This window comes from Bacillus sp. IS1 (genome assembly GCF_032461585.1).
In the GTDB taxonomy this organism is placed as follows: domain Bacteria; phylum Bacillota; class Bacilli; order Bacillales; family Bacillaceae; genus Bacillus; species Bacillus velezensis.
The window spans coordinates 886396-908294 of sequence record NZ_JAWCWR010000001.1; the positions used below are offsets into that span (position 1 = coordinate 886396).

The 21899-nt window shown below is 46.0% G+C and carries 21 protein-coding genes; 7 read left to right on the forward strand and 14 right to left on the reverse strand.

The window, feature by feature from the left end:
* The first annotated feature begins 31 nt into the window (after positions 1–31).
* Positions 32–265: a hypothetical protein gene (locus tag RUW00_RS03720; protein ID WP_280145171.1), complete on the forward strand. Its 234-nt coding sequence runs from the start codon at positions 32–34 to the stop codon at positions 263–265.
* Here RUW00_RS03720 and RUW00_RS03725 read toward each other — a convergent pair.
* Positions 252–734 carry an Hsp20/alpha crystallin family protein gene (locus tag RUW00_RS03725; protein WP_003153787.1) on the reverse strand — a complete coding sequence of 161 codons (483 nt, stop codon included), beginning with the start codon at positions 732–734 and terminating at the stop codon, positions 252–254. The genes RUW00_RS03720 and RUW00_RS03725 overlap by 14 nt on opposite strands.
* Before the next feature lie 70 nt (positions 735–804).
* Between RUW00_RS03725 and RUW00_RS03730 the strand changes: the two genes are divergently transcribed.
* Together RUW00_RS03730 and RUW00_RS03735 are read left to right on the forward strand one after the other, a co-directional pair.
* Positions 805–1077 carry a hypothetical protein gene (locus RUW00_RS03730; RefSeq protein ID WP_014418114.1) on the forward strand — a complete coding sequence of 91 codons (273 nt, stop codon included), beginning with the start codon at positions 805–807 and terminating at the stop codon, positions 1075–1077.
* Positions 1074–1307, forward strand: a complete 234-nt coding sequence (locus RUW00_RS03735; RefSeq protein ID WP_003153785.1) for a hypothetical protein — start codon at positions 1074–1076, stop codon at positions 1305–1307. The genes RUW00_RS03730 and RUW00_RS03735 overlap by 4 nt, the downstream gene beginning before the upstream one ends.
* Positions 1308–1351: 44 nt before the next feature.
* Here the strand turns inward: RUW00_RS03735 and RUW00_RS03740 are convergent, their stop codons facing one another.
* The 3 genes from RUW00_RS03740 to RUW00_RS03750 form a co-directional block, all read right to left on the reverse strand.
* Positions 1352–1696 (reverse strand): PH domain-containing protein, encoded by a 345-nt coding sequence (locus RUW00_RS03740; protein ID WP_003153783.1) that lies wholly within the window; start codon positions 1694–1696, stop codon positions 1352–1354.
* Positions 1697–1986: 290 nt separating this feature from the next.
* Entirely contained in the window at positions 1987–2127 is a 141-nt protein-coding gene (locus tag RUW00_RS03745; protein ID WP_072177749.1) for a DUF4025 domain-containing protein, read from the reverse strand.
* A 65-nt stretch (positions 2128–2192) separates the two neighbouring features.
* A complete protein-coding gene (locus tag RUW00_RS03750) occupies positions 2193–2396 on the reverse strand; it encodes a DUF6501 family protein (protein ID WP_007407979.1) in 204 nt (67 codons plus the stop codon).
* Positions 2397–2579: 183 nt separating this feature from the next.
* Here RUW00_RS03750 and RUW00_RS03755 point away from each other — a divergent pair, with 183 nt between their 5' ends.
* The 3 genes from RUW00_RS03755 (at position 2580) to RUW00_RS03765 (ending at position 6889) form a co-directional block, all read left to right on the forward strand.
* Positions 2580–4067 carry an aldehyde dehydrogenase family protein gene (locus tag RUW00_RS03755; protein ID WP_017417962.1) on the forward strand — a complete coding sequence of 496 codons (1488 nt, stop codon included), beginning with the start codon at positions 2580–2582 and terminating at the stop codon, positions 4065–4067.
* A gap of 96 nt (positions 4068–4163) precedes the next feature.
* A complete protein-coding gene (locus RUW00_RS03760; protein WP_280145172.1) occupies positions 4164–6047 on the forward strand; it encodes a terpene cyclase/mutase family protein in 1884 nt (627 codons plus the stop codon).
* Positions 6044–6889 carry a superoxide dismutase gene (locus RUW00_RS03765; protein ID WP_007611962.1) on the forward strand — a complete coding sequence of 282 codons (846 nt, stop codon included), beginning with the start codon at positions 6044–6046 and terminating at the stop codon, positions 6887–6889. The genes RUW00_RS03760 and RUW00_RS03765 overlap by 4 nt, the downstream gene beginning before the upstream one ends.
* 39 nt (positions 6890–6928) lie before the next feature.
* On the opposite strand, the gene RUW00_RS03770 is transcribed toward RUW00_RS03765, so the two are convergent.
* Complete coding sequence (locus RUW00_RS03770) at positions 6929–8266, reverse strand: sodium-dependent transporter (RefSeq protein WP_280145173.1); 1338 nt, start codon at positions 8264–8266, stop codon at positions 6929–6931.
* A gap of 203 nt (positions 8267–8469) precedes the next feature.
* On the opposite strand from RUW00_RS03770, the gene RUW00_RS03775 reads away from it, so the two are divergent.
* Complete coding sequence (locus RUW00_RS03775; RefSeq protein ID WP_095272744.1) at positions 8470–9441, forward strand: bile acid:sodium symporter family transporter; 972 nt, start codon at positions 8470–8472, stop codon at positions 9439–9441.
* Between the two features lie 25 nt (positions 9442–9466).
* Here the strand turns inward: RUW00_RS03775 and RUW00_RS03780 are convergent, their stop codons facing one another.
* From RUW00_RS03780 to cdaS, 9 genes are all read right to left on the reverse strand, one after another.
* Positions 9467–10213, reverse strand: a complete 747-nt coding sequence (locus tag RUW00_RS03780) for an MBL fold metallo-hydrolase (RefSeq protein WP_280145174.1) — start codon at positions 10211–10213, stop codon at positions 9467–9469.
* A gap of 73 nt (positions 10214–10286) precedes the next feature.
* Entirely contained in the window at positions 10287–11534 is a 1248-nt protein-coding gene (gene odhB / locus RUW00_RS03785) for a 2-oxoglutarate dehydrogenase complex dihydrolipoyllysine-residue succinyltransferase (RefSeq protein ID WP_280145175.1), read from the reverse strand.
* 15 nt (positions 11535–11549) lie between these two features.
* Entirely contained in the window at positions 11550–14384 is a 2835-nt protein-coding gene (gene sucA, locus RUW00_RS03790; protein WP_022553224.1) for a 2-oxoglutarate dehydrogenase E1 component, read from the reverse strand.
* Between the two features lie 227 nt (positions 14385–14611).
* Positions 14612–16528 carry a nitric oxide reductase activation protein NorD gene (locus RUW00_RS03795; RefSeq protein ID WP_017417967.1) on the reverse strand — a complete coding sequence of 639 codons (1917 nt, stop codon included), beginning with the start codon at positions 16526–16528 and terminating at the stop codon, positions 14612–14614.
* Positions 16529–16538: 10 nt separating this feature from the next.
* Complete coding sequence (locus tag RUW00_RS03800) at positions 16539–17429, reverse strand: AAA family ATPase (protein ID WP_003153758.1); 891 nt, start codon at positions 17427–17429, stop codon at positions 16539–16541.
* Between the two features lie 77 nt (positions 17430–17506).
* A complete protein-coding gene (locus RUW00_RS03805; RefSeq protein WP_095060687.1) occupies positions 17507–18097 on the reverse strand; it encodes a superoxide dismutase family protein in 591 nt (196 codons plus the stop codon).
* 81 nt (positions 18098–18178) lie between these two features.
* Positions 18179–19420 (reverse strand): C40 family peptidase, encoded by a 1242-nt coding sequence (locus RUW00_RS03810; protein WP_017417970.1) that lies wholly within the window; start codon positions 19418–19420, stop codon positions 18179–18181.
* Between the two features lie 320 nt (positions 19421–19740).
* Positions 19741–20952, reverse strand: coding sequence for a macrolide family glycosyltransferase (locus tag RUW00_RS03815; protein WP_280145176.1), 1212 nt, complete (start codon positions 20950–20952; stop codon positions 19741–19743).
* A 118-nt stretch (positions 20953–21070) separates the two neighbouring features.
* The gene (gene cdaS / locus RUW00_RS03820; RefSeq protein WP_014418125.1) at positions 21071–21697 is read right to left on the reverse strand and encodes a sporulation-specific diadenylate cyclase CdaS; all 627 of its coding nucleotides are present in this window, start codon (positions 21695–21697) and stop codon (positions 21071–21073) included.
* Between the last annotated feature and the right edge of the window lie 202 nt (positions 21698–21899).

Below are 21899 nucleotides of genomic sequence, written 5' to 3' on the forward strand. Positions count from 1 at the left end.
ATAAACATGATATACAAAAAGGAGGCGAATCATGATGTTTTTTCCATCCGTTATCAACTTTGAGTATATAAAAATGAACGGAATCAGCAGCGGAGCGGCTTTTAACACCGGCTCTTCCGTTATGGTGAGAAACACAGCAGCCAATAAAAGAAATGAAGGGTACGGTGAACAAAACGGTGATTGCACCGTTGTCGTCATCCCTATCATGAGTATCGATGATTCAGATCTGATAGATGGCACAGCAAACAAGATCAGCCTTCGATAATGATCTGGCTTGCATCCCCCAGATGTTTAGCAATCGATATATATAAAATCCCGTCTTTGAATACCGCCTGCATTCCCTTCGTTCCCTGAGCGGAATGCGGAAGGTCGAGTTTTTTTTCAAAATCGCCGTATTTTCCGGTCTTCTGTTTAAAATCCTGTTCATTAAAAAAGGATTTTCTCGTGCCTTTTACGACGATATATTCTCCGTAGGACAGCAGCTGAACATCTTGTTTCCGGTAGCCGGGCAGATACAGTAAAAATTGGAGCTCATCATGGGTTTCCACAATATCTATAAGAGGAAAAGCATCCTCATTTCTTCTCATTTGCCCATCTCCCTGTTGAAAGGGAAAATGAGAATGGCCGTTTTGAAATGATTTCAGTTGTTCATCATCAAAAACGTTTTTCCAAAAGTCGCCGCCGGACATGTTTTGCGCCATTTCCATCCACTGCTTCATCTTATCGAAATCCATTTTTATCGCCCCCTGTCTAAGCATACGGTCATAACAGCCGGCATACACCTGTATTAAAGGAGGTTTGCCTGTGGTTCAACCAACTCCATATATCAATATTAATATTTTCATGTTGAAAATTAATTCCTTTGAAAATGCTTCAGCGGTGAATGTCGGACAAAATTTACTGGCGGAATGGCAGAATTCTGATAAAAAGAATCAGGGATACGGACAGAACTTCGGAGATGCAAGCGGCTTCATCGGCACGAACGGCAAAGTGGATGACCGGGATCAAATTGATTCTCCATCTGCCTTTGAGTCTGCATGCGATAAAATTCCTGCCGGAAAAGGAGGCCCATTATGATGTTTTCGCCGGTTTTGGTAAATGTAGGAGGCTTTAAAGTAAATGCAGTCGACCGCGGTTCTTCCATTACGATCGGCCCGTATCAGCAAATCGATTATTTTTTATCCAATAAGATCAACTACGGATTCGGTGAAGAAAATGGTGATTTGGCGCCGATTTATATCCCCATCAGTTCTATTGCTGATCCGGATCTCATTGATTCGAACTCCGGAAAAACAAGTATTATATAATAAAAAGGCCATCCGCATGTCTTCGGATGGCTTTTATGTGATATTTAACTGCATAAGTATTTTGTTAAGATGGCTTGAACCTCAGTCAAGTCCGTTTCTTTTGCAAATTCCAATTCGAAAGTTTTTCCCCTTGTCATTAATACAAGCCCGGTATCTGGATCAAACATCCCCGCTTCTTGAATGGCGAAGCTTTCAATTGTTTTATATGGAAGAAATACGCGCACTTTCTTTTTGGAGAACATTTTATTATCAAAGAAAATCACTCGTTTATTCGTAAAGCATATTTGGTCAACCCGCAGTTTATAAATCGTTTCGATCCGTTCTCCCTCAACGAGCAAAGCCTCCAGCTTTTTTGTGTCGGTTGATCTGCTGACAGAAAAAATTCCCAATGAAGAACCCCACTTTCTGCTTCTATACTATTGTTTTTACAATCATAAAAAATAAGTTCTTTATCCCTATATAAGAATACGACATAGACGGCATTTAAACCATTACGAACAGATTACATTTTTAGAACGTTCATCAAAAAAGCCCTTCGCGAAAGGTGCCGCTGTTATGAAGTAATACGGTTCAGCGGCAGAAAAGGTTTCAAGAAAACGATATTTTTTTCGAAAAGTCAGTTTTTTATTTTCGCCATAAAAAACCGCGGCTTCTCCAATGCCGCGGTTTCAACAAAACATCAACGATCCGTATCTTCAATCGTTCCTTCTTTATAGGTATCTGAAATTTGTTCCATCGTCGTGTCGGTGCCTTCTTCAGGTTGCACTTGCTGAAGCTGATCTGATGTTTTATTTTGTTTGTCTTGCTCTGTGTTTTTCATTTTGCAGCCACCTTTTATATGTAGTCTTTTTTAGTATGGCTCAGGCAAAATAAATTCATTCAGCTTTAAACTTCTTCAAAATACTCTTTGTAGAAGCCTCCGACTTTGTTTGTATTGTCTACAACAAAAATGAATTCTTCTGTTTCATTTTTGACTTCATACTCTTTACCCGGCGTCAGCACATTTTTAACAATGTATTTTTTCGCATCTGTATGTACGCATTTGACCTTTTTGACGCTTTCTTTTGTCTGCCAATTATTATGAATCATTTATAAAACTCCTTTTCTTAATCGATAAGCTTATTGTAGCCGTTTTTTCTTGTGAATTGCAATAACGGTTATCGATTGATTTTACCGGAGGTGTTATTATAGAATGACTGTATGCGCTTACTTTGCGCGGACATCAAGATGCTCAAAACAGACCATAAAAAAATTTCGGGAGGTTTGTTACGAATGAGTTCTTTAACGATGCAGATCACAAAAAGGCTGGAAACATTTTTACAGGGCACGAAGAAACTTTATATTGACGGAAAATTTGTTCCGAGCGCTTCAGGATCAACATTTGTCACACCGAATCCGGCAACCGGAGAAACGCTGATGACGCTTTACGAGGCACAGTCAGAAGACATTGACAGTGCAGTGAAAGCGGCACGCAAAGCCTTTGATCACGGCGAATGGCGCACTATGCCGGCCGCTTCCAGAAGCAGGCTGATGTATAAGCTTGCCGATTTAATGGAAGAGCACAAAACGGAACTCGCGCAGCTTGAAACACTTGATAACGGAAAACCGATTAATGAAACGACGAATGGGGATATCCCGCTCGCAATTGAGCATATGCGTTATTATGCGGGGTGGTCTACAAAGATAACCGGACAAACAATTCCGGTCGCCGGCTCATATTTTAATTACACCCGCCATGAGCCTGTCGGCGTCGTGGGGCAGATCATCCCTTGGAACTTCCCGCTCCTTATGGCGATGTGGAAAATGGGCGCCGCCCTTGCCACAGGCTGCACAATCGTTTTGAAACCGGCGGAGCAGACACCGCTGACTGCCCTCTATTTAGCGGAATTAATAGATCAGGCGGGCTTCCCTGACGGCGTCATCAATATTGTCCCAGGTTTCGGCGAAACGGCCGGGGAAGCGCTGACCAACCATGACGATGTCGATAAACTCGCTTTTACCGGTTCTACAGAAATCGGCAAAAAAATCATGGAAAAAGCCGCAAAAAAAATTAAACGCGTGACACTGGAGCTTGGCGGAAAGTCACCTAATATCATTTTGCCTGACGCCAATTTGAAGAAAGCCATTCCCGGCGCTTTAAACGGGGTCATGTTTAATCAGGGGCAGGTATGCTGCGCAGGCTCCCGTGTCTTCATTCACAAAGACAAATATGATGAGGTCGTCAGCGAAATGGTTTCATATGCGAAATCGCTTCAGCAAGGCGCCGGCCTTCACCAGGATACACAAATCGGCCCGCTCGTCAGTCAGGAACAGCATGAGCGCGTGCTTTCATATATTGAAAAAGGAAAAGCGGAAGGAGCCAAAGCTGTCGCGGGCGGCAGCTGCCCGTTTGAAGAAGGGTATTTTGTCTCCCCGACTGTATTTGCGGATGTGGATGACAGCATGACCATCGCAAAAGAAGAAATTTTCGGCCCAGTTTTAGCCGCCATTCCGTATGATACGGTAGATGAAGTGATTGAGCGGGCGAACCGCTCGGAATACGGCCTTGCAGCCGGACTTTGGACTGAGAATGTGAAAAACGCCCATTACATTGCTGACCGTCTCCAAGCCGGCACCGTTTGGGTCAACTGCTACAATGTTTTCGATGCGGCATCTCCTTTCGGCGGCTATAAGCAATCCGGCCTCGGGCGGGAAATGGGCTCTTACGCTCTGGATAATTATACAGAAGTGAAAAGCGTCTGGATCAATCTGGAAGATTAAATCAAACAAGAAACTGCTGCCTGTCAGCAGTTTCTTTCTTTTGTCATGCCGCCTTTTACATATGAATATATATGCTTCTGAAGGAGTTGAGCGAGTGTGAGCACAATTCATGAAAACGTCAGAAGCCGCCAAAAGAAAACCATCTCCCTATTAAGAGAAACGCAAAATGCGGACGGCTCATGGTCATTTTGTTTTGAAGGACCGATTTTGACAAACGCCTTTCTGATCCTCCTCCTCACTTCTCTTGGAGACAATGATAAAGAACTGATCGCTGAGCTTGCAGAAGGCATTCGCGCTAAACAGCGCCCGGACGGAACTTTTGCCAACTATCCTGATGACCGGAAAGGAAATGTGACCGCCACTGTACAGGGCTATGCCGGCTTGCTGGCTTCCGGTTTATATAGCCGTTCTGAGGCGCATATGATTCAGGCCGAACGCTTTATCATCTCAAATGGCGGCTTGCGCAACGTACACTTCATGACAAAGTGGATGCTTGCGGCAAACGGCCTTTATCCATGGCCCGCGCTGCATCTGCCATTATCTTTCTTAGTCATTCCCCCATCCTTCCCGCTGCATTTTTACCAGTTCAGTACATATGCCCGTATTCATTTTGTACCGATGGCCGTGACGCTTAACAAAAGATTTTCGCTGAAAAATCCCAACGTTCCGTCTCTCGCGCATTTAGATCGGCATATGACTAAAAATCCGTTTACATGGCTTCGTTCCGATCAGGATGAGAACAGAGACCTCTCTTCTCTTTTCGCGCACTGGAAGCGGCTTTTGCAGATTCCTGCCGCTTTTCACCAGCTCGGTCTGCGTACGGCCAAAACGTATATGCTTGACCGGATTGAAGAAGACGGCACATTATACAGCTATGCGAGCGCCACTATTTTTATGGTGTATGGCCTGCTCGCTCTCGGTGTATCGCGCCACTCCCCCGTTATCAGAAAAGCGCTTGCCGGCACGAAAGCTTTGCTCACGTCTTGCGGCAATATACCGTACCTGGAAAATTCAACGTCGACCGTTTGGGATACGGCGCTTCTCAACTATGCGCTTATGAAAAGCGGCATCTCAGATAACGATCAGATGATAACCAGCGCCGCCCGGTTTCTGCGTGAGCGGCAGCAGACGAAAGTCGCTGATTGGGCCGTTCACAACCCGCATGCTGAACCGGGAGGATGGGGTTTTTCAAACATCAATACAAATAATCCTGATTGTGATGACACAGCCGCAGTGCTCAAAGCCATTCCGCGAAAACTTTATCCCGCCTCATGGGAACGCGGACTGAGCTGGCTTTTGTCCATGCAAAACAGTGACGGCGGCTTCTCTGCTTTTGAGAAAAATGCCAATCATCCGCTGGTCCGCCTGCTGCCGCTGGAATCGGCTGAGGAAGCTGCCATCGATCCTTCAACAAGCGACTTAACCGGACGGGTGCTGCACTGTTTAGGAGAAGCGGGGCTTTCTTCTGATCACCCTCAGATTGAAAAAGCCGTCCAATGGCTGATCCGCCATCAAGAAGAGGACGGATCGTGGTACGGCAGATGGGGTGTCTGCTATATTTACGGCACATGGGCGGCGCTGACAGGGATGAAGGCTTGCGGCGTGAGCCAAAACCACCCGGCCGTAAAAAAAGCGATCCGCTGGCTGAAGTCCATTCAAAACGAGGACGGAAGCTGGGGGGAATCCTGTAAAAGTGCAGAAGAGAAAACCTATGTTCCGCTTTCTTACGGGACGCTTATACAGACGGCTTGGGCGGCCGAAGCTTTGCTGCAATACGAAAAACCTCATCATCAAGCCGTCACAAAAGGCATATCTTTTCTTATTGAAAACCGGCATTACGAAGGAGCCGCTTTTAGCTATCCGACCGGAATCGGCCTGCCGAAACAGTTTTACATCAGATATCACAGCTACCCGTATGTGTTTTCTTTGCTTGCGCTCAGCACTTTTATGAAAATGAGTGAAAAGGAGGAAGAAAAATGAAACGGCACGCTTATCAAACCGAGATGCTGAATTGGTGTGAAACCTTGAAGGAACAAGTCATTCAACAAGGTCGGTTCGATCGCTTCGCGGCACAAATCGACCGGATTTTTCACACCCTTCAGGATGATGGATTAACGGAGGCGGAATGGTACGAACAGGCATCAGCACTTTACCGGGACATTACTGAACCCGAAGAGCCGGATGAGCGCAGAGCCTATGTGCCGATCGGCAAGCATGTCCTCCCTAAACTGCCTTACAGTTATTCCGCACTGGAACCGTATATTTCAAGAGAGATTATGAAACTCCACCATACCAAACACCATCAGAGCTATGTTGACGGTCTGAATAAAGCAGAACTGGAGCTCAAAAAAGCGAGACAGACGAAACAGTACGACTTAGTGGCACATTGGGAGCGGCAATTGGCGTTTCACGGCGCGGGCCATTATTTGCACAGTATTTTCTGGTTTTCGATGAATCCAAACGGAAAAAGACGGCCGACGGGTGCACTCTTTCAAATGATTGATGTGTCATTCGGAAGCTATTCCGCTTTTAAAGAGCAATTTTCTCAAGCGGCGAAAAAAGTCGAAGGAGTCGGCTGGGCTATCCTAGTCTGGGCGCCGCGCGCCGGGCGGCTGGAGATTTTGGCCGCTGAGAAGCATCAGCTCTACAGCCAGTGGGACGTCATTCCTTTGCTTCCGCTGGATGTGTGGGAACACGCTTATTATTTACAATATAAAAACGACCGCGCGGCTTACGTGGATCAATGGTGGAATGTCGTTGATTGGCGGGAGGCGGAGAAACGGTTCGAGCAAGCGCACCGCGTGATATGGCCGCTTTATTAAAAAAGCCCCCGTCTTGAACGGGGGCGTGCTTCTTTTGGTTTAAAAAATACCAAGCACGTGCAGAAAAACGATAATAATGGCTACAGGAGCCACATAACGGATTAATAGGAGCCAGACTGCAAACCATTTTCGTTTTATACCGGAACCGCTTTTCAGTTCGTCAAACAACATCTGTTTCGGAATTTTCAGCGGTACGAAAACGGCAATTAAAAGCGCGCCCAGCGGCATTAAGACATTGCTGACCAGAAAATCCGCAGCGTCAAAAATACTGCGGTGAAAAAGAGAAACATCACTCAAAATTCCGTACGACAGCGCCGAAGGGACCCCGACAATAAATATAGCAAGTCCCCCGATCCATGCATACCGCTTCCGTTTTGCCGAATCGCCTTTTGACAAAACAGCAACTAAAATTTCAAGCATTGAAAAAGCCGATGTCAGCGTCGCAAATAAAAACAGCAGCAAAAAGGCGAGTAAAAACACGATGCCCAACGGCATTTGGTTAAAGACGGTCGGCAGCACGTTAAATAAAAGCTGCGGGCCTTGATCCGGCTTGAGGCCGAATGCAAACACCGCCGGAAAAATCGCCACTCCCGCCATCACAGCAACAAGGACATTTAATACCGTCACCGATACGGCGGATTGAACAATATTTTCTTCTTTTTCTAAATATGCGCTGTATGTAACCATTACGGACACTCCGACGCTTAACGAGAAAAATGATTGTCCCATCGCATATAAAATGGTATTGGCATCCATCGCGCCAAAATCAGGCATGAAGAAGAATTTTAATCCCTTCGCTGCATCATGCAGCGTAACGGAGCGGATCATTAAAAGAATAAACAGAATAAACAGAGCCGGCATCAGCACCTGGCTTACCTTTTCGATGCCGCTGCTCACCCCTTTTGCCACAACTAAAATCGTCAGCACGATAAACAGCAGCTGACCGAAAACCGCTGCATAAGGATTTGAAATGGTATTGATAAATAACGTATCAAATCCCGAAGAAAGCGATAAACCGCCTGTAAAGCCTTTTATAATGTAGATTAATATCCATCCCCCCACTACGCTGTAGAAGGATAATAGAATAAAACACGTAATGATTCCGAGATATCCGATCCAGTGCCACTTTTTCCCCGGCGCGAGCGCCTTATAGGATTCAACGGCGTTTTTTTGTGTTTTTCTGCCGATAATAAATTCAGCAAGCAAAAGCGGCAGTCCGATTAAAACAGTAAATAAAATAAAAACAAGCAGAAAAGCGCCGCCTCCGCTGGTTCCCGCTACGTAAGGGAACTTCCATATTGCGCCGAGCCCGATTGCAGAGCCGGCCGTAGCTAAAATAAATCCCAGCTTAGATGACCATTGATTAGCTTCTTTCACTTCAGCACTCCCAATTCATTTCAGTATAAAAATCAATTGTAAGAATATATGTCTGAATAGTCAAGAAGATGTTAGTTTACATAATAATTTTATTGAAAACTTATATTAAATATTGAATTATTCAGAAAATTATTTATAATGGAATACAGAAAAGTCAGTCATATTTTCTGACTGATTGATTGAATGTAAAAGGAGCTGTGTTTATGGAATGGCTGAAAAAAATAAGCGGGTTTGCGGGCCAAACCTTTGGCTTGTGGGTTATCGTCTTTGCCGGTTTAGGATTCGCCTGCCCTGATTTGTTTTCTTGGATCAGTTCTTATATGACGATTTTCCTTGGTATTATTATGTTTGGGATGGGGCTTACTCTTCAAGCAGACGATTTTAAAGAATTAATCAGAAAGCCTTGGCATGTCGTGATCGGAGTCGCTGCCCAGTTTACGATTATGCCGCTTACGGCTTTCTGTTTATCAATCGGGCTCCGCCTCCCCGCAGAAATCGCCGCGGGCGTCATTCTGGTCGGATGCTGTCCGGGCGGTACGGCATCAAACGTCATGACGTTTTTGGCGAAAGGCAATACGGCGCTTTCTGTTGCGGTCACCACGATCTCAACATTGCTTGCTCCTATTGTAACGCCGGCACTTATTATGCTGTTTGCGAAAGAGTGGCTCCCCGTTTCTTTCGGTTCACTGTTTGTTTCCATTATGCAAGCCGTGCTTTTGCCGATCGTCCTCGGGGTGATTGTGAAGCTGTTCTTCAAAAAACAGGTCGGACAAGCCGTGCACGCGCTTCCTCTCGTGTCGGTAATCGGCATCGTAGCGATTGTATCCTCTGTCGTCAGCGTAAATCGTGAGCATCTGCTTCAATCAGGACTGCTGATTGTGTCTGTCGTCATCTTACATAACGGAATCGGATATTTGTTAGGATTCCTGACTGCAAAGCTGTTCAAAATGGATTATGCTTCACAAAAAGCGATTGCGATCGAAGTCGGAATGCAAAACTCCGGACTGGGTGCAGCGCTTGCGACAGCGCATTTCTCCCCTTTGTCAGCCGTACCGAGCGCAATTTTCAGCATATGGCACAATCTGTCGGGGTCTGTTCTTGCCACCTACTGGTCTAAGAAAAAAGAGAAAAACAGCACCGAAGAAGAAGAAACGGCAAAGATTCCGTTTTCATAACTGAACAAGGATAGGCTGGCCGCTCCTATCCTTTTTTATTCTGCAGATCATGAAACAGGCGCAAAAGCGCTTTTTTTATATCCCCCTGAAATAAACCTCCATGATAACAAATCAATTGGCGGATATCATAATCGAGCAGCCGCTGCACAGAACGGACCGCATCATCCATATGTAACGTATAACTAGGATTAGCAAGGTTCAGCTTTCCGTCTTCAATGACGACCGCATCACCTGTGACCATAGTTTTTTCGGCAGGCAGATAAAGACTGATATGGCCGGGTGTATGACCCGGCGTGGCTACAACGCGAATGCCTCCGCACCAAGGCAGCAGCTCGCCGTCAGTAACTGTCCGGTGAACTGGAGCCGATTCGACTGATTGAAGCGAGCGGATGAACTGTTTTGCATAAGGCTTTGCATCCTCTGACAATGAACAAAACGTTGATTCAGCCTGCTCAAGCCGTAAAGATTTTTTAGAGCCGTCAATATACGGCGCTTCACGCTCATGTGCTGTCACGCTGACATCCGGATGAAAACGGTATAATGCAGCGAGTGAGCCGATATGGTCTATGTCGTGATGCGTTACAATAATTTTTGTCAATGAATGAAGCGACATTCCATGCCGGGCGGCAGCATGTTGAAGATGGTTTGTAAAACCGGGATATCCGCAGTCTATTAATATCGTGTCATGTTCGTCTTGCAGAAGAACCGGAGTGATAGAATGCAATTCTTCATTATATTCAAATTCGATCTCAAGCGGATAACAGCTTTTCATATAAATTCTCCCCTTCTCTCAATAAAAAAAGTACACTGCTTGTAAGGGCAGTGTACTTTTTGTCTGTCTCAAATTATCCTTCCAGCAACAGCTGTTCCGGATCTTCAAGCAGGTTTTTAATGGTGACAAGGAATCCGACCGCTTCTTTACCATCTACAATTCTGTGATCATATGATAAAGCGATGTACATCATCGGACGGTTTTCAGAGCGCTCCGCATCAATCGCTACTGGGCGCAGCTGAATTTTGTGCATACCTAAGATCCCAACCTGAGGGCTGTTTAGGATTGGTGTTGACATAAGCGATCCGAATGTACCTCCGTTTGTGATCGTGAAGGAGCCTCCTTGCAGCTCACCTAATGTTAATTTATTGTTTCGCGCTTTTTTCGCAAGTTCGCCGATCTCTCTTTCAATGCCGGCAAACGTCAGGCGGTCAGCGTCACGCACGACTGGGACGACAAGCCCTTCTTCAGCCGCGACAGCGATACCGATGTCATAGAATTTTTTCACGATCAGCTCATCGCCTTGAATTTCAGCGTTAAGGAGCGGGAATTTTTTCAATGCAGCCACGACGGCTTTTGTAAAGAACGACATGAAACCTAGTTTTACTTCGTTTTGCTCAAGGAATTGGTCTTTACGGCGTTTTCTTAGATTCATAACGGCCGTCATGTCAACTTCGTTAAATGTAGTCAGCATCGCAGAAGTCTGCTGCACTTCAACCAATCGTTTCGCGATCGTCTGTCTGCGGCGGGACATTTTTTGCACTTCGACAGGTTTGTCAAAGCTTTGCTGTGTTTTTTGAGCCTGCTGTTTCGGCTGTGCCGCAGGTTTTGAAGCCGGTTTTTCATAAGCTTCCACATCTTGCTTGCGCACGCGGCCGAGCAGGTCCCCCGTCGGAATTTGTGATAGATCAATTCCTTTTTCCCTTGCCAGCTTGCGTGCAGCCGGAGACGCTACCGTTCTGGATTTCGCTTCTGATTGTGCTTCCTGGCTGACTTCTTGTGCAGCAGGTTCAGCTTTTGCTTCCTCTTTCGTTTGTTCATTGGCTGGAGCACTTTCTGAAGGGGCGGGTGCAGAACTTTCGCCAGCGCCTTCTGTAATGGTACCGATAATTTCTCCTACTTGGACGGTATCACCCGAATCTTTCAATACCTCTTTTAGAACACCCGATTCTTCTGCTGTCAATTCAACATTTACTTTGTCCGTCTCCAGTTCAAGCAAGTACTCACCCTGTTCTACATAATCACCGGGCTGCTTTAACCATTGGGCTATCGTTCCTTCTGAGATTGATTCTGCTAATTCAGGTACCTTAATTTCCGCCATTTTTTCATTTCCCCCTTAGTTTTTGCGAGTCAAGCTATCAGATACAATGCGTTCCTGTTCTTTTTTGTGGACTGTCGGATCTCCTTCTGCGGGACTGGATCGTCTTCTTCGGCCGATGTATTGGACATTTACTCCTTTTGGCGCGATTTCCGTCAGATACGGGCTGATATAACTCCATGCCCCCATGTTCTGCGGCTCTTCCTGAACCCAAACGATCTCTTGCAGGTTCGGCAGTTTGGCGAAAAGCTCCTTCGTATCTTTTGCCGGGAACGGATACAGCTGTTCGATTCTGGCAATATGAAGCCAATCCTTATCGCCTTCCATTTTGTTGAAGTGATCGCTGATATCAATTGACACTTTTCCGCTTGATAATACGACGCGAGTCACTTTTTCGTAAGCATGGGAAAGTCCGGACTGCTCATAGACAGGCTTGAATCGGCTTTCGCTCAGTTCCTGCACTTCAGATACCGTATTCGGGTTGCGCAGCAGGCTCTTCGGCGTCATGATCACAAGCGGGCGGATTTCCTCACGAAGCAGCATTTTCGCTTGTCTTCTTAAAATGTGGAAATACTGAGCCGCACTTGTCAGGTTGGCCACCGTCCAGTTGTTTTCCGCCGCCAGCTGCAGGAACCGCTCAACGCGGCCGCTGGAGTGTTCAGGGCCCTGCCCTTCGTAACCGTGAGGCAGCAGCATGACCAGGCCTGATTTTTGTCCCCATTTTGCCCGTCCTGCAGATATGAATTGATCAAAATAGACTTGAGCCGCATTGGCAAAGTCCCCGTACTGCGCCTCCCACATCACAAGCGTTTCAGGCGAATACACGTTGTATCCATATTCAAAGCCGAGAACCGATCCTTCAGAGAGCGGGCTGTTATGCACCGTAAATGAAGCAGCGCAGTCGTCTAAGTGATGGAGGGCAACAAATTCTTCTCCTGTTTCGCTGTCATGCAGCACAAGGTTTCTTTGAGCGAACGTTCCGCGCTCTGAATCCTGTCCGGTCAGCCGGATCGGCGTGCCGTCTTTCAAAATGGAAGCAAACGCAAGCGATTCAGCCAATGACCATTCAACTTTACGGTCATCATCAAACGCTTTTGCACGTCTTTCCAGAATTCTTTTCAGCTTGCCGAACACGTTAAAAGATTCCGGCCAGTTGATAAGTTCGCCGTTCAGCTTGCGGAGAACATCAAAATCAATGGCTGTGTCAACGTCTGGAAAACCGTTGGACACCGGTTCCGGCAATTCAATTTCCCGTACGGCGTCTTCTTTTTTGGCGGGCACCTTTTTATAGGCGTCTTCAATACGTTTTGTCACTGCCGTTTCGATGTTTTGCGCTTTTTCCTCGCTGATCAGTCCTTCACTTACGAGTTTTTCCGCAAAGATCCGCTTGACAGTCGGGTGTTTTCTGACGGCGTCATACAGCATCGGCTGTGTCGTTGACGGCTCATCCATTTCATTGTGGCCGTACCGTCTGTACCCGATTAAATCGATTAAGAAATCTTTATTGAACCGCTTCCGGTATTCAACCGCAAATTTAACGGCTGACAGGCATGCTTCCGGATCATCCGCGTTGACGTGAACGATCGGGATTTCGTAGCCCTTCGCCAAATCACTGGCATATTTCGTGGACCGTGATTCATCGCTTTCTGTTGTAAAGCCGATCATATTATTGGCGATGATATGAATGGCCCCGCCGACCTGATAGCCTTTCAGAGAGCTTAAGTTCAGCGTCTCGGCGACAATGCCTTCTCCCGGAAACGCTGCGTCACCGTGAATTAAAATGGCGAGCGATTTTGTTTCGTCTTGAACCGGGTACCCCTTTTGCGTTCTTGTTTCCTGTGCCGCCCGCGTGCTTCCTTCCACAATCGGATTGATGAATTCCAAGTGGCTCGGGTTATTTGCAAGCGTAATCCGCGCGCTTTTGGTTTCAGCATCCTGAAGCTGTCTGTCTGCACCGAGGTGATATTTTACATCGCCCGTCCAGCCGTAGCTGATGCCGGTCGATCCTTCAGACGGCACAAGGTCTTTATTCGGCGCGTGCTGGAATTCTGAGAAAATAATCTCATACGGTTTGCCGAGCACATGCGCAAGCACATTTAAACGGCCTCTGTGCGCCATCCCGATATTGACATTGGTTGTGCCCGCTTTCACAGACTGGGCGATAATGTCGTCAAGAACCGGCACAAGCGCGTCTAATCCCTCAATTGAGAAACGCTTCTGACCGACGAATGTCCGGTGTAAAAATTGTTCAAATCCTTCTACTTCCGTCAGTCTTTCTAAAACGGCTGACAGTTTTTCCGGTGAATTTTTCCGGAACAGTTCTCCGGATTCGACCATTTTTGTAATCCATGCGCGCTCTTCGAAATCATGCACATGGTCAAACTCGAAGGAGATGGTTCTTTTATAGGTATTGCGTAAATGCTGGATGGCTTCTAAGCCGTTTGTTATATTGGCAGGTGCGTCTTTACAGATGACAGACGCGGGTATTGCTTTCATTTCTTCTTCTGTAAGCCCGTACTCGGATAACGGAAAGAGCTCGCTCTTTTTCGGATCCTTTCTGAGCGGATTGACGGAAGCGTTCAGATGGCCATAGGTTCGAATATCTTCTGCAAGTTTAACTGCTGCTGCGATCTTTTGAATCAGATCTGCGGTGACGCGTCCCTGTTCCTTTGTTCCCGATGCCTCTTTTATTTGGCTTGGCGGAGCGCCGAGTTCGTCAAACATGTCTTTCAGATCCGGATCAATGCTGTCTGGATCTTCAGCATATTGGTCGTACAGCTCCAGTGCGTAGCCGAGGTTCGGTCCGTAAAAATCTTCCCAATTCATTCTTTGTTTCATATTATTTTGAAACATTTGAATATTACCCCCAACCTAGATAATCAAGTGATCAATTCACTATCTTGAAATAACTTTTGAACGCTGTGCCCAAAATTATGTAATAAAAACGCTTCCAAGGATATTTTACCACTGATTGCGTTTGGATTCTACCTTGATTGTTCACAAAATAGTAAAAAAAACAGATCAATACCGAAAAAATTAAATCATTTTAAAATAAAAAGCGAAAAAGCATAGGAAAAAGCCTATCCTATGCTTTTATGAAGCAGTTTTTTCAAGAGCGGATACAGCACATCGGGCAGCTGATCGACATCCGGAACAAAAATACTGTACTTTCCGTACATATCCTGAATGGTTTTCATCTGTGATTCTTCTATCGCAGTATTGGACAGAAAAACATTTATGACTTCTATCCCTTTTTTTCTCGCTTCGATGACAGCCTCGCTCGTATCGACGATGCCGTTTTGTTCGTATCCGAATGCTGCCGGCTCTCCGTCTGAAAACACGATTAAAAATTTTTGCGCCTCACTCCGCCGCATCAGCTGTTTCGTCATTTGTCTGATGGCGTACCCGTCTCTGTTATCTTCTTCAGGCGCAAGCTGCATGATCAGCGGACCCGCCGCCTGCAGCAGCGACTCTTCAAACGGAATGACGGTATTGAAGAAATTCGGCTGGCTCGTTTCGGTCGCTTCGTTCGTATCCTCCCAAAATCCGACGATCTGGTGCGGTACAGACACTGATTTCAAGGCTTCATGAAAAAGAACGATCCCTCTTTTTGTTTCATCCATTTTGTCGAACATGCTGGCCGAACAATCGACAAGCAATGTAAAAACGGCGTCAATGTCTGAAGACGGGTCCTGCTTTTTATAGAAAAGGCGCGGGTTCCGCTCCGTAAAATAGCGGATCAGTTTGCGATTCAGCCGGCCTGCGTGAAGGTCGGTCCGCGGGAGCGTTTTTTTGTGCTCAAGTGTTTTTTGTATCATCTGCTTCAGGCGTTTTTGATATGATTCTATCGTTTTTGCCTGTTCTTTATAAGACTGCTCCTCTTCAGGAGACGCTTTATGAGGCGTTTGATAAACCGGGAAGGCAAATTTGTTTTCTTTTCCGTCAGCCAGCCCCGCGCCCTTATGTTCATCCTGAATGGATTCAAGCGCTTCCAGTTTGGAGTAATCCTCTCTTTTCGTCTGACGTGCGGAACCTTGAACGGAGCCGAGCGCCTGGTCACCGTCATCGCCTTCTCTGGCCGCGTCTTTCCCAAGATCTGATTTCGCGCCGTGCTCAATATCAAATTGAAGGAAACTTTTTGACGGCGCTTCGGTTTCCCGGTGCCACGTATTCATTTTCTCTTCAAGGATTTCTTCATCTCCGTCGGAAGACTCAGGGAGCGTGAGATCGTCACTTAACGAAGGCGCTTTTTTTACGCTTTCGAATAAAGGCTCTTCAGCCGCTTTTTCGTAATCAAGTTCCGGCAGAAAAAAGTACGTGTTCAGCATATCTTTCTCAAGCACTTCATCAAGGCCTTCCATGAGGTCTTCCGTTATTCTTGCGATTTGTTCCGTAGAATCCGCCTCATACACCCGGATGAGCTGACGTTCAATATACGGTATCATCATATCAATATGTTCATGCATGGAAGGAATGCCTTCAAGCGGAGACTCAGCCGTCAGCTTGACAAACATCGCGCAATACAAAGCGTCGGTGAAAATGCTCCGTTCTAAATTCAATGTCAGCTGCGTCGTGAAATATTTCCTGTACATCTCCCTCCGCTTCTGAAAAACACGTTTCGTTCCCGGCCGTTCTTTTTTGATCAGCTCTTCAATTCTGATATCCTCAAGCAGCATAAACAGCTGCTTGGCAAAGCTTTGGCGGGTGAAGTGCCGGTGAACGTCATTTAAAAACCCCGCAAATTCCCGAAATGAGCTGCTGCGTGTTCCGACAGCGCGCAAATAGACATCGCTTTTCAGGCCGGCTTCCATATCCCCGGCTGATCGGTCTTTCCAAAAGTGGCTCATGTAAATTTTCTTTTCAAAGGGATTGTAGTAAGACTGCACGCCGTATTCCACTTCAACTTCACTGCTTCTGGTCAGTGTTTTGGCCAGGTCAGTCAGCATCATGAACAAAAACGAATCAATCGTGCTGTCGTTAAATTTGATAAACTTCATTGTATATCCCTCATTCGAACAGCGTTTCTGCAATATTTCTGACAGCGGCTTTTTCCCTGTCGTCGTCAAGTTTTTCCACGATGCCTCTTTCAATCGCCCGTTTCGGCGGGATGTACGCAGCCAAGTCGCACGTATCAATGAGAGCCCTGATGGACGCCGCTTCTTCTGACACTTGTCCGTTATGCGCTTGTGCGATTAAATCAGAAGACAGCGTCATAAAGCGTTCAATTAATTTCTCATCTTTTAAGACAGACTGAGAGGTCAGCACCTGTTTCAGGAGGCTTCCTTTAATATACGGAACATCAATGATGACAAAACGGTTTTTAAGGGCTTCGTTCAGCGGAACGGTGCCGACGTAGCCTTCATTAATCGCGGCGATAACACCGAATCCTTCGCTTGCCTTAATCACTTCTCCTGTAAAGGGATTTGTCATCATTTTTCTGTAATCAAGCACGCCGTTTAGAATCGGAAGGGTTTCAGGCTTTGCCATATTGATTTCGTCAATGTATAAAAAATGTCCCTCGTTCATTGCGGTTGTTACAGGTCCGGGAACGAATTCAATTGTCGCCTGTCCCTGTTCATTTTCAATCGTTTTATAGCCGACAAGCGCTTCTGCATCGAGGTCTACGGAGCAGTTGACGCTGTGCATCGGTTTATGAAAATAGTTCGAAAGCGTTTCCGCCAATTTTGTTTTCCCTGAACCCGTCGGTCCTTTTAATAAGATATTTTTTCCCATTGTCAAAGCGATGACGGCATCGAAAACAATCGCTTTATCTTCGGCCTCATAGCCTGATGATCCGATTAAATCCCGGAATTCTTGGGAAACGGGATGATTTTGATAAGCCTGCAGTTTGTTTTGTATATCTTCCGGAAGTGATAGGTGCTGTAATTCTGAAGTCATAGGTGATGTTTCCTTTCCATTTGTATTCCATAACCGAGTATACTAAAAAAGCCCTTGTATACTCAATACAAAAGGGCTCATTCCCTGCGGGCGCTTTTTGTCAGGGGAGCGCAGGCGATTCTGGCTCCGGAATTTCCGCTCGGGTTTGTTAAATAATCGTCCGTATGTTCATGAATGACGAACGCGCTTCCGTCCCGGTCGAGCAGGCTGAGTCTGCTCCCTTCTTTTAATGAAGTTTGCGGCGCATTCATAATAACATCCACTTTACCGTCAGCCCCCACTTCAAGATTGGGGAGATCCCCGGCGTGATGACCCATCGGATTGTTGAAGCCGTGTTCTTTGTTCAAAGGGTTGAACGGTCCCCCGGCTGATTCGAAATCAGGTGCCTGACATGTCCCTTTTTCATAAATATGAAATCCGAGAGAAGTGCCGGGCGGCAGATGCCCCGCTGATATATGAATGTCTGACCCTTCATCATCAGATTCCCTCACTTCGATATATCCGATCGTTTTTCCGTTTTGATTGATGAGTCCGGCATGCTCACGGTATGCAGATGCTTCCAATGCGCGGCTTTCCTCATGTTTTTTGGGCGGAACAGGAGCGGGTCTCCCCCCGCAGCCGCAAAGCGTAATTGATGCGAGCATGAGAAAAAGCAAGAGACGATTCATGCTTCCTCCCCCTTATTTTTTACCCATCAGTCTTGTCAAAACGTGAAAATGGTAAACAAAAAAAGCCCCGAAAGGCTTTTTTTAAAAATAACTGCGCGCTCCTAAATACGCTTTTTTCCAATACGGATTGCTTAAGTTTGAAACTTCAACCCCGGAGGAGCTTGCGTGAATAAAATCTCCTCCGCCCAAATACATTCCCATATGAGAAGGGCCCGCTTTATATGTCGTAAAGAAGACAAAGTCGCCTGCTGACGGCTGGCTGATATGTTTCATCGTATTCCAATATCCGGCCGTGCTCAGACGGGAAACAGAGGTTACCTTATTTAAAAGGTAATAGATGTAACCGCTGCAATCGAAGCCCGCAGGCGTATTGCCTCCCCAGCGGTAAGGCACGCCGACATGTTTTTTCGCCTCGCCTATCATTCTGTCAATCTTTGACCCTGTCACCGGAGGTTCGGGAGTATTCGGCTTGTTTGGCTTTGCCGGTTTGTTATCCGGCTGCCGCACAGGATCTTCTGTTTTTCCCGTTCCGTTAATCACCAGAACTTGTCCGATTTGAAGCACATCAGTTGTCAATTTATTTTTTTCTCTGATGAGCTGAGCGGTGATGCCGAACCGATTAGCAATTTTCCAGAGGGAATCGCCTGCTTTTACTTTGTAAGTGGATGGCTTCTCAGAAGGGTTTGAATGAGATGGCGGTGTTGTGCCGCTGTTTCCGTTATGTGAAGAACCTTTGATCTTTAATACTTGATTCGGATACAGCATGTCTGATGTTAATTGATTCAGCTTTTTCAGTTCGGCGATGGTGACGCCGGTTTGATTGGCGATTTTCCACAGCGAGTCACCCGGCTTCACAGTGTAAGTCCCTGATGCGCCTTTATCAGGCTTTGTCTGTCTGCCGCCTCCGTCCGTGCCGCCGGCAGACCCTTTAATTTTCAGTTTCTGGCCGGGATAGATGACATCTGAACTCAAACGGTTCAGGCTTCTCAGCTCAGAAACGCTCATTTTGTATTTTTTTGCGATCACCCATAATGAGTCTCCGTATGTAACTGTGTAAGCACCCGTGCTTCTTTTTCCTTTTTGACCCGTTTTATGTGTGCCGCTGCCGTCAGGAATGTGCAGCCGCTGTCCTGGGTGGAGTATCGTTGATTTCAGTTTATTTTCCGCCTGCAGGGCTGAAATACTTGTATGATATTGCCGGGAAAGCTTCCAAAGAGAGTCGCCGCTTTTTACTTGAATGGTTTTTGCTTCAGCGGGATGCACGGCGAAGGTTGAAGTCATTACTGCAGATACAGCCAGACCGGCTGCGATTTTTTTCTTCATATAACGAAAAACCTCCTATTTATCATTGCTGAAAGGGACGTTCCTTTTCTTTGAACGCCGCCTGTTATGCAGGATTCATTCAGAAGTCGACATTAATTCCGATTCATTTGGCCTTAGATCATCACCAATGCCACACATTTTACATAAATTGAGAACATTTCACAAAAGACTTTAGAATCATTTTCATAACATGGCTTTTTTCCGCGACATTCCACCTTTCTTGTCTGTTTTTCATACAATTCTCTTTACGGCGTGAAAAATCCTCCCGAAAAACAATCAAAAAAAGCCCGCTTCCTTTAAAGGAAGCGGGTGACGGCTGATTACAGAACCCGGGTCTCGGCAGTTTTCACGTCTTCTGCTATCAATTCCGCTGCACGCTGTGCTCCGCCGGCCGCTTTCAGGGATTCTCCGATTTCAGAAGCTTTTGTCTGATATTCAGGATTTTCGCTCAATTCTTTTATTGCTTCAGTGAGCAGTTCCGCTGTTACATCTTCTTTTTTAAACATCTTGCCCGCGCCCGTGTTTTCCACTTGGCTTCCGACGGCGAACTGATCTGCGCCCATCGGAATGACGATCATCGGGGTTTTGTAGTAAAGCCCTTCGCTCGTACTGTTCATTCCGCCGTGAGTGATAAATAAGTCCGCTCTCTTCAGGATCTCAAGCTGCGGAACATAAGGCTTTACAATGACATTCTCAGGAATTTCATCAAGCTCCGCTGGATCAAGATGTTTGCCGATTGACATGACGGCTTTTCCGTTAAAGTTTCTGGCCGCTTTTAAGCATTTATTAAACAATTCCTTCTGATTGTTAAAAATCGTGCCCATGGAAATAAACAGGACTTTTTCTCCTTCAAGCTGTTCAAACGGGAAATCTTGAGCCGCCGCCCTTTTGGTTATGGACGGGCCGACAAAGAGATAAGAATCGCCAAACTCTTCTTCTTTCGGCTGAAACGCTCTTGAAGTAAACACGATGGTTTTTCTGCCGTCATTTGAGAAAATATCATACGGCGTTTTAATGTCTGCGCTGAATTCTTCATTGAGCCGGCTGACCGCTTCGGTATAAGCCGGATAATGAGATGATTCCTCTGATACAAGGTTTGTATTTGAAAACACTTCTTTAATAAATGCTTCATTCATTGCAAATGTCGTACAAAGTGAATATGCCGGCAGTTTCAGCTGGTTTCTCACGAGCCTTCCTGCCAGAAAATGATGATCATACAGGATGTAGTCGTAGGATTCACCTTTTACTTCTTCAAGAATCCGGAGTGCGGCTTTTTTGGAAGTCTCAATCATTAATAGTAAAAACTCGGTAGCGTCCCGCTGTTCATCACCCGTTGCGTTTTTTCCGAATTCATCTTTTCGGAAATCTTCATATTCACGGAATTCCGCTCCGCTTGACGCGATTTTGTTCTCATATTCCTTCACGCCGTAATATACGACATGTTCCCCTTTTGCCTTCAGTTCTTTTACGACGCCTAAAGACGGATTGATATGGCCTTCTCCCGGAAAGCCGATCATCAATACATTTGCCATCTTTCCACTCCCTATTCTTTTAAATTTTATGTATATTTAAACGATAACATCAATACAGAAAAAGGTAAAGATGTTCACCTTATTAATATTAAATGGGTACAATATTCCCATTTTCTTATTATTTCGTATGAAGCGCCCGCGGCGAAACAAGCGGATACAGTCCGCCGTCTTTAGCAAAGGACATTTTTCCCGTTTCTTCTGAAACAACGAGCACGAGTGCATCAGTCACGGCCGAAAGACCCATCGCGGCCCTGTGGCGCGTCCCGTATTTAAGATCGACATGTTTTGTTGTGAGCGGAAGCACATTGGCTGCTGATACAACCCGGTTTTCTCTGACCAATACGGCTCCGTCGTGAAGCGGATTGCCGGGATAAAAAATACTCTCAATTAAAGCCGCACTGATCTCGGCATGCAGGCTGGTCCCTTTTTGTATTATTCCGTCCAGCGGATCTGCACGTTCAATCACAATCAGCGCTCCGTGTTTTTCTTCCGCCAGATGCTGCACGGCCCTCGCCAGCTCTGTATAGGAAGGCGTAAAATGTTCGATATATGTCTGCAGGTAAAACGACGAAGCGACAGCCTGCATTTCCTGAAACGTATGTCCCAGTTCATCTAATTCGCAAAGAAGGCATTGGTCTTTTTCATCCAATGTCCGCAGTATCATTCCGGCATCCTCTGTAATTTGTTTCAAATACGTTTGAACGGCAGCGGTAAACGCGCTTTCCGTCATTTGAGTGTGGCGCATGTCACATCAGCTCCTTTCCCTTATTTTCTGTATCGCGCGCATGGATATGCGCCGCTGTGTGCACCATAATCATGAAAGGAGGCGCACATCATATGGAATTCGCACGGCTGATGCAATATATCTGCACCTTTTTAGGGGTCATTTCACTTTCATTCATTTATGCCAAGATGTTTAAAAAGCCGAAACCGGACAAAAAAGAGTA

Coding starts and splice junctions, on each gene's coding strand:
- RUW00_RS03810 (WP_017417970.1), bottom strand. CDS start 19,420: ATGAAGAAAAAAATCGCAGCCGGTCTGGCTGTATCTGCAGTAATGACT.
- cdaS (WP_014418125.1), bottom strand. CDS start 21,697: ATGCGCCACACTCAAATGACGGAAAGCGCGTTTACCGCTGCCGTTCAA.
- RUW00_RS03745 (WP_072177749.1), bottom strand. CDS start 2,127: ATGAAAAACACAGAGCAAGACAAACAAAATAAAACATCAGATCAGCTT.
- odhB (WP_280145175.1), bottom strand. CDS start 11,534: ATGGCGGAAATTAAGGTACCTGAATTAGCAGAATCAATCTCAGAAGGA.
- RUW00_RS03775 (WP_095272744.1), top strand. CDS start 8,470: ATGGAATGGCTGAAAAAAATAAGCGGGTTTGCGGGCCAAACCTTTGGC.
- RUW00_RS03815 (WP_280145176.1), bottom strand. CDS start 20,952: ATGGCAAATGTATTGATGATCGGCTTTCCGGGAGAAGGCCATATCAAT.
- RUW00_RS03805 (WP_095060687.1), bottom strand. CDS start 18,097: ATGAATCGTCTCTTGCTTTTTCTCATGCTCGCATCAATTACGCTTTGC.
- RUW00_RS03755 (WP_017417962.1), top strand. CDS start 2,580: ATGAGTTCTTTAACGATGCAGATCACAAAAAGGCTGGAAACATTTTTA.
- RUW00_RS03800 (WP_003153758.1), bottom strand. CDS start 17,429: ATGACTTCAGAATTACAGCACCTATCACTTCCGGAAGATATACAAAAC.
- RUW00_RS03750 (WP_007407979.1), bottom strand. CDS start 2,396: ATGATTCATAATAATTGGCAGACAAAAGAAAGCGTCAAAAAGGTCAAA.
- RUW00_RS03735 (WP_003153785.1), top strand. CDS start 1,074: ATGATGTTTTCGCCGGTTTTGGTAAATGTAGGAGGCTTTAAAGTAAAT.
- RUW00_RS03725 (WP_003153787.1), bottom strand. CDS start 734: ATGGATTTCGATAAGATGAAGCAGTGGATGGAAATGGCGCAAAACATG.
- RUW00_RS03765 (WP_007611962.1), top strand. CDS start 6,044: ATGAAACGGCACGCTTATCAAACCGAGATGCTGAATTGGTGTGAAACC.
- RUW00_RS03780 (WP_280145174.1), bottom strand. CDS start 10,213: ATGAAAAGCTGTTATCCGCTTGAGATCGAATTTGAATATAATGAAGAA.
- RUW00_RS03720 (WP_280145171.1), top strand. CDS start 32: ATGATGTTTTTTCCATCCGTTATCAACTTTGAGTATATAAAAATGAAC.
- RUW00_RS03795 (WP_017417967.1), bottom strand. CDS start 16,528: ATGAAGTTTATCAAATTTAACGACAGCACGATTGATTCGTTTTTGTTC.
- sucA (WP_022553224.1), bottom strand. CDS start 14,384: ATGTTTCAAAATAATATGAAACAAAGAATGAATTGGGAAGATTTTTAC.